Source organism: Streptomyces sp. NPDC058872 (genome assembly GCF_042743065.1).
Taxonomy (GTDB): Bacteria; Actinomycetota; Actinomycetes; order Streptomycetales; family Streptomycetaceae; genus Streptomyces.
The window spans coordinates 32958-39639 of record NZ_JBHYMK010000065.1 but is presented as its reverse complement, the minus strand read 5'-3'; the positions used below and the strand labels follow the sequence as shown (position 1 = coordinate 39639).

Below are 6682 nucleotides of genomic sequence, written 5' to 3'. Positions count from 1 at the left end.
CCCCGAAGCCGGGACCTGCCGTCGTGCGGGACCTGCGCCCGCCACGGGACTACGCGGCCGTCGCCAGCCGCTCGCGCGCCACGAACTGCACCCTCGGGTGACCGTGGTGCCAGCCCATCGCGACCTTGAGGCCGCCGACCCGGGCCAGGACCAGTCCCACCACGACCGCCGCGGCGATCGAGATCGCGCCGCCGGCGACGAAGCCGGTGCGGGCGCCGTAGGTGTCGGTGACCCAGCCGAGGAGCGGGGCGCCGATCGGGGTGCCGCCGGTGAAGACCATCATGTACAGGCTCATCACCCGGCCCCGCATGGTCGGGTCGGTGGCCATCTGGACGGCCGAGTTGGCGGTGACGTTGACCGTGAGGCCGACCATGCCGATCGGCACGAGCAGCAGCGCGAACAACCAGAACGCCGGTGACAGCGCGGCGGCGATCTCCAGGACTCCGAAGACGGCCGCGGCGATCACCAGCATCCGCAGGCGGGTGGAACCGCGCCGGGCCGCGGCGAGGGCGCCCACCAGGGAACCGACGGCCATCAGCGTGTTGAGGAAGCCGTACGCACCGGCTCCGACGTGGAAGACGTCGCCGGAGAAGGCGGTGAGCCAGATCGGGAAGTTGAACCCGAAGGTGCCGATGAAGCCGACCAGGACGATCGGCCAGAGCAGGTCCGGCCGCCCGGCGACGTACCGCAGTCCCTCCCGCAGCTGGCCCTTGCCGCGCGGGGCGCGCTCCACCTTGTGGAGCTCGCTCGTGCGCATCAGCAGGAGGCCGAGGAGCGGGGCGAGGAAGGACAGGCCGTTGAGGAGGAAGGCCCAGCCGCTGCCGACCCCGGCGATGAGGACGCCGGCCACGGCGGGGCCGACGAGCCGCGCGGACTGGAAGTTCGCCGAGTTCAGGGAGACGGCGTTGCGGAGCTGCTCGGGGCCGACCATCTCGGAGACGAAGGACTGCCGCGCCGGGTTGTCGACCACCGTCACCACGCCGAGGAGGAAGGCGATCAGGTAGACGTGCCAGACCTGGACGGAGCCGGACAGGGTGAGTGCGGCGAGCGCGAGCCCGCACAGTCCGAGGGCGGCCTGGCTGACGAGGAGCAGGCGCCGCTTCGGGTAGCGGTCGGCGATGACGCCGCCGTACAGCCCGAAGAGCAGCATCGGCAGGAACTGCAGGGCGGTGGTGATGCCGACGGCGGCGGCCGAGCCGGTGAGGCTCAGGACCAGCCAGTCCTGGGTGATCCGGGCCATCCACGTACCGGTGTTGGAGACGATCGCTCCGGTGAAGAACAGCCGGTAGTTCCGGATCCCGAGCGAGGAGAAGGTCCCCCCGCCCCGGCGGGTTCGGTGTGCGGGTGTGCGGACGGGTGCGGAGTCTGCTCCGGGTCCCGTGCTCAAAGTGCGTCGCCTCCTTGGCGCCTCGGTTACAGGTGGGCGAGCTTCTCCAGGACCGGGGCGGCGGCGCGCAGCTTGGCCCATTCGTCCTCGTCCAGGCCCTCGACGAGGGTGGCCAGCCAGGCGTTCCGTTTGCGGCGGGACTCTTCGAGCATGGCTTCGGCCTGCTCGGTCTGACTGACGACCTTCTGCCGGCGGTCGTCGGGGTGCGGCTCCAGCCGGACCAGTCCCTTGGCTTCGAGCAGTGCGACGATGCGGGTCATCGACGGCGGCTGGACGTGCTCCTTGCGCGCCAGCTCACCGGGGGTGGCGGAGCCGCAGAGCGACAGGGTGCCGAGCACCGACATCTCGGTGGGACTCAGCGATTCGTCGACGCGCTGGTGTTTGAGGCGTCGGCCCAGTCTCATGACGGAGGAGCGGAGCGCGTTCACGGCGGCGGCGTCGGCGGTGCCGTGGGACAGGTCTGGCATGGTCGTTAGCCTAACTCATTACTCTGTCTAAATACCAACCGGAATGCTCGGGCGTCACGTGCGTCACACCCATGGCCGCACGGAACCCGGCCGGAAGGGCGGCAGCGCGCCGGCCGGCAGATCACGCTTCGGTATCCATGCATCACCCAAATGAGTGAGTGGGATCCGGAAAGTGACGCAAAGGTGCCCCGGCAGCCCCGACCCTGAACGGCATGGGATCGACAGTGCTCAGCCTGCGCATCGACGGTGAGCTGCTCGACCGGCTCAGGAGTCACGCCGCCAAAAGGGGAATGAGCGTCCAGGACTACGTGGCCCGGACGCTCATTCGCGAGGATTTCGACCAGCGGTTCAAAACCGCGGTCGACGAGACGGAGAAGTTCTACGGTTCAGCCGCGACCGCGGCCGCCGACGGCGATCACGCCGGTGATCACGTGAGGCCGAGCGCCGGCATCGCGTAGTAGAAGACGAAGACCGCCGACACCACGTACATGGCAACCGGGACCTCGCGGCCCCGGCCGGCCGCGAGACGCAACACGCTGAACGCGATGAAGCCGATGCCGATGCCGTTCGTGATCGAGTACGTGAACGGCATCATCACCATGGCCAGGAACGCCGGAACCGCGATGGTGTAGTCGCTCCAGTCGATGTCCTTGACCGAACCGGCCAGGATCAGGAAGCCGACCGCGAGCAGCGCGGGCGTCGCCGCCTGCGACGGGACCATGGTGGCGAGCGGCGTGAGGAACAGCGCCACCGAGAACAGACCGCCGGTCACGACCGAGGCGAGACCCGTACGGGCGCCCTCGCCGACACCCGCCGTGGACTCCACGAAGCAGGTGGTCGCCGAGGAAGAGCTCGCACCACCGGAGGCGACGGCCAGGCCGTCGACCAGGAGGACCTTGTTGATGCCGGGGAAGTTCCCGTCCTCGTCCATCAGCTTGGCCTCGTCGCCGACGCCCAGGATCGTGCCCATCGCGTCGAAGAAGCAGGACAGCAGCACGGTGAAGACGAAGAGGCAGCCGGTCAGGAGGCCGACCTTCCCGAAGCCGCCGAAGAGGCTGAACTCGCCGAGCAGGCCGACGTCCGGCGTGGCGATCGGGTTGCCGGGCCACTCCGGGGTGGTGAGGCCCCAGGAGGGGACGGTCGCGACCGCGTTGACCAGCATGGCGAGGGCCGTCATCGCCACGATGGAGATGAGGATCGCGCCCGGCACCTTGCGGATGATCAGGGCGAGGGTGAGGAGCGTGCCCAGGACGAAGACGAGGACCGGCCAGCCGGTGAGGTGCCCGTCGCCGCCGAGCTGGATCGGGACGGTGGTGTGCGCGGCGTCGGGGATGCGGGAGACGAAGCCCGAGTCGACGAGGCCGATCAGCATGATGAAGAGGCCGATGCCGATCGCGATGCCCTTGCGCAGGCCCAGCGGGACGGCGTTCATGACCCGCTCGCGCAGACCGGTCGCGACGAGCAGCATCACGACGATGCCGGCGAGGACGACCATGCCCATCGCATCCGGCCAGGACATCTTGGGCGCGAGCTGGAGCGCGACGACCGTGTTGACGCCGAGACCGGCGGCGAGGGCGATCGGCACGTTGCCGATGACGCCCATGAGCAGGGTCGAGAAGGCTGCGCTCACCACCGTGGCGGTGACCAGCTGACCGCCGTCGAGCTGGTGCCCGTACATGTCCTTGGCGCTGCCGAGGATGATCGGGTTCAGCACGATGATGTAGGCCATCGCGAAGAAGGTGGCGAAACCGCCCCGGACCTCCCGGGCGACGGTCGAACCGCGCTCGGAGATCCTGAAGAAGCGGTCGAGGGCGGAGACGGGGGTTCCAGGGGTCTCCGGCGGCATGGCCTTGGCGGTGGCCGTGGTGCTCATGGGGGTTCCTCTTCGGAGGTTCAGAGAAGTCCTTCTTGGCGGTTCATACGAAGGGAACCCGCCAGAGGCAAACCGTTTCAGTATGAACACATGAACGAGTGAGCGTCTATCTCCGCGCGTAGACCGTGCAGGGGGACGCAAGGCTGCGACCTAAACTGATCCCCATGGCGAAGTGGACACCGAAGCACGAGGCACCCGAGCCCCTCGAAGGGCCCGTCGTCGCCACCATCACCGGCGGCACGATCCTCTGGTTCGCCCTCTTCCTCGTCCAGGTCCCCTTCTACGGCTGGTTCGACGACCGGGACCTCGCCTGGTGGGTGTGGACCTGTCTGGCCGGTGCGGGGCTCGGCCTGATCGGCATCTGGTACGTGCGGAAGCGGGACGCGGCGATCAAGAGGCATGCGGCGGCAGGTGCGGCGGGGGACCCCGGGACCCGCCCCGACGCCTAGCACCAGAGAACGATTCCGCTCATCCCCCGGTCTGATCCTGCGTCCCTTCGGCAGGTGAACGGTCGATTCCGGTCGTAACGTCGAAACCATGACTCAGCGGGCGAAGATCGACACGGACGGCAGCGGGACGGCGACCACCGGGCCGCCCGTCGTGCACCGCCCCGCCGGCCTGACCTCGGCCGAGGTCGCCGAGCGCGTCGCGCGCGGCGAGGTCAACGACGTCCCGCTGCGCAGCTCCCGCTCCACCGCCGACATCGTCCGGGGCAACGTCTTCACCCGCTTCAACGCGATCATCGGCGTGCTGTGGGTGATCATGCTCATCGTCGCGCCGATCCAGGACAGCCTCTTCGGCTTCGTGATCATCGCCAACACCGGCATCGGCATCATCCAGGAACTCCGCGCCAAGAAGACCCTGGACGGCCTCGCGGTCATCGGCGAGGCGAAGCCGACCGTCCGGCGCGACGGCGTCGCCGCCGAACTCTCCACCTCGGAGATCGTCCTCGGCGACCTCATCGAGCTCGGCCCCGGCGACAAGGTCGTCGTCGACGGCGAGGTGGCGGAGGCCGACAGCCTGGAGATCGACGAATCGCTCCTCACCGGCGAGGCCGACCCGGTCGTCAAACGCCCCGGCGACCCGGTCATGTCGGGCTCGTTCGTGGTCGCCGGCGGCGGCGCCTTCACCGCCACCAAGGTCGGCCGCGAGGCGTACGCGGCACAGCTCGCCGAGGAGGCCTCCCGCTTCACGCTGGTCCACTCGGAGCTGCGCACCGGCATCTCCACGATCCTCAAGTACGTGACGTGGATGATGGTCCCGACCGCGACCGGGCTCGTCATCAGCCAGCTCGTCGTGAAGGACAACAACCTCAAGGACGCCGTCGCCCGCACGGTCGGCGGCATCGTGCCGATGATCCCCGAGGGCCTCGTCCTGCTCACCTCCGTCGCCTTCGCGATCGGCGTGATCAGGCTCGGCCGCAAACAGTGCCTGGTGCAGGAACTGCCGGCCATCGAGGGCCTCGCCCGGGTCGACGTGGTCTGCCTGGACAAGACGGGCACCCTCACCGAGGGCGGCATGGACGTCACGGAGCTCCGCCCGCTCAACGGCTCCGACGGGTCCTACGTGCGCAAGGTGCTCGGCGCCCTCGGCGAATCCGACCCGCGCCCGAACGCCTCCCTGCAAGCCATCATCGACGCCTACCCGGACACGGTGGAGTGGCGCTGCACCGAGTCGCTGCCGTTCTCCTCGGCCCGCAAGTACAGCGGCGCGTCCTTCAGCGAGGGGGACGGCGAGAACTCGACCTGGCTGCTGGGCGCCCCGGACGTCCTGCTCAAGGACGGCGACCCGGCCCTCGCCGATATCGACCACCTCAACGAGCAGGGCCTGCGGGTCCTCCTGCTCGCCCGTACGGTCCGGGAACTCGACTCCCCCGCGGTCGCCGAGGACGCCCGCCCCACCGCACTCGTCGTCCTGGAACAGCGGCTGCGGCCCGACGCCGCCGACACCCTCGCCTACTTCGCCGACCAAGACGTCGCCACCAAGGTCATCTCCGGTGACAACGCGGTCTCGGTGGGCGCGGTGGCCGGGAAGCTCGACATGCCCGGTGCGGAGCACACGGTGGACGCCCGCTTCCTCCCCGCCGACCGCGAGGAGATGGCGAAGACGCTCGACGAGAACGCCGTCTTCGGCCGGGTCACCCCGCAGCAGAAGCGGGACATGGTGGCGGCCCTCCAGTCCCACGGCCACACCGTCGCCATGACCGGGGACGGCGTCAACGACGTCCTGGCACTGAAGGACGCGGACATCGGCGTCTCGATGGGCTCGGGTTCGGAGGCCACCCGGGCCGTCGCCCAGATCGTCCTCCTCAACAACAGCTTCGCGACCCTGCCCTCGGTGGTGGCGGAAGGCCGCCGGGTCATCGGCAACATCACCCGGGTGGCCACCCTCTTCCTCACGAAGACGGTCTACTCGGTGCTGCTCGCGGTCCTGGTCGTCTGCTCCCAGGTGGAGTACCCCTTCCTCCCCCGCCACCTGACCCTGCTCTCCACCCTCACGATCGGCGTCCCGGCCTTCTTCCTCGCCCTGGCCCCCAACAAGGAACGGGCCAAACCGAACTTCGTGCGCCGGGTCATGCGGTACGCCGTTCCCGGCGGCGTCATCGCGGCGGCGGCCACCTTCACCACCTATCTGCTCGCCCGCCACCACTACACGGGGCCGGACTCCCTGGGCGCCGAGACCAGCGCGGCCACCCTGACCCTCTTCCTGGTGTCCCTCTGGGTCCTCGCGATCATCGCCCGCCCCTACACCTGGTGGCGCCTCGCCCTCGTCGCCGCGATGTCCGCCGCCTTCCTCCTGGTCCTCGTCGTCCCCTGGCTCCAGGACTTCTTCGCCCTCAAGCTGGTCGGCGTGACCATGCCCTGGACGGCGGTCGCCATCGCGGCGGCGGGCGGGGTCCTGCTCGAACTCGCCTGGCGCTGGGTGACCCGGAGGTTCCCGGCGTAGGGCCCGGAC

At 69.5% G+C, this 6682-nt stretch carries 6 protein-coding genes; 3 read left to right on the top strand and 3 right to left on the bottom strand.

From position 1 onward, the window contains the following. Window positions 1-49 precede the first annotated feature (49 nt). Window positions 50-1387, bottom strand: a complete 1338-nt coding sequence (locus ACFW22_RS30470) for an MFS transporter (protein WP_386410700.1) — start codon at window positions 1385-1387, stop codon at window positions 50-52. A 26-nt stretch (window positions 1388-1413) separates the two neighbouring features. Beyond that, window positions 1414-1854, bottom strand: a complete 441-nt coding sequence (locus tag ACFW22_RS30465; protein WP_384886778.1) for a MarR family winged helix-turn-helix transcriptional regulator — start codon at window positions 1852-1854, stop codon at window positions 1414-1416. Window positions 1855-2066: 212 nt separating this feature from the next. Here ACFW22_RS30465 and ACFW22_RS30460 point away from each other — a divergent pair, with 212 nt between their 5' ends. Continuing rightward, on the top strand, window positions 2067-2312 hold the full coding sequence (locus tag ACFW22_RS30460; protein WP_386410696.1) for a hypothetical protein: 246 nt from the start codon (window positions 2067-2069) through the stop codon (window positions 2310-2312). Here the strand turns inward: ACFW22_RS30460 and ACFW22_RS30455 are convergent. Further along, window positions 2282-3727: an NCS2 family permease gene (locus ACFW22_RS30455; RefSeq protein ID WP_384886772.1), complete on the bottom strand. Its 1446-nt coding sequence runs from the start codon at window positions 3725-3727 to the stop codon at window positions 2282-2284. The two genes, ACFW22_RS30460 and ACFW22_RS30455, sit on opposite strands and share 31 nt — an antisense overlap. A 164-nt stretch (window positions 3728-3891) precedes the next feature. On the opposite strand from ACFW22_RS30455, the gene ACFW22_RS30450 reads away from it, so the two are divergent. After that, a complete protein-coding gene (locus tag ACFW22_RS30450; RefSeq protein WP_386410692.1) occupies window positions 3892-4176 on the top strand; it encodes a DUF2530 domain-containing protein in 285 nt (94 codons plus the stop codon). A gap of 88 nt (window positions 4177-4264) precedes the next feature. Next, window positions 4265-6673, top strand: coding sequence for an HAD-IC family P-type ATPase (locus tag ACFW22_RS30445; protein WP_386410689.1), 2409 nt, complete (start codon window positions 4265-4267; stop codon window positions 6671-6673). Window positions 6674-6682: the final 9 nt, after the last annotated feature.